The following is a 205-nucleotide window of genomic DNA, read 5'->3' as shown; positions in this document are numbered from 1 at the left end:
CAGCTATTCCATCGGTCGTTTCAAGGTGACCCATGAGGATTACGCTTTTTATCTGAAAATGGCGGGGTTACCGGAGTTACGTTACAAAGATCAATACGATAATAAAACGCTGGCGGATATGAACCATTTTAAAAACAGTCCGGCGGTGGTGTCATGGCGCGAGGCCGACAGCTACTGCCGCTGGCTGAAAAAGGAGACGGGGCTG

1 protein-coding gene is annotated in these 205 nt (G+C 49.8%); it reads left to right on the top strand.

The genetic code is table 11. From position 1 onward, the window contains the following. Positions 1 to 205 (top strand): SUMF1/EgtB/PvdO family nonheme iron enzyme (locus tag OGV94_RS00855; RefSeq protein WP_286522166.1); only part of this gene is annotated, 205 nt, incomplete at both ends.

This window comes from Citrobacter sp. Ce006, from assembly GCF_030336535.1.
Taxonomy (GTDB): Bacteria; Pseudomonadota; Gammaproteobacteria; order Enterobacterales; family Enterobacteriaceae; genus Citrobacter; species Citrobacter europaeus.
Note: the sequence above shows the minus strand (reverse complement) of the source record. Positions and strands in the feature narration are given on the sequence as shown.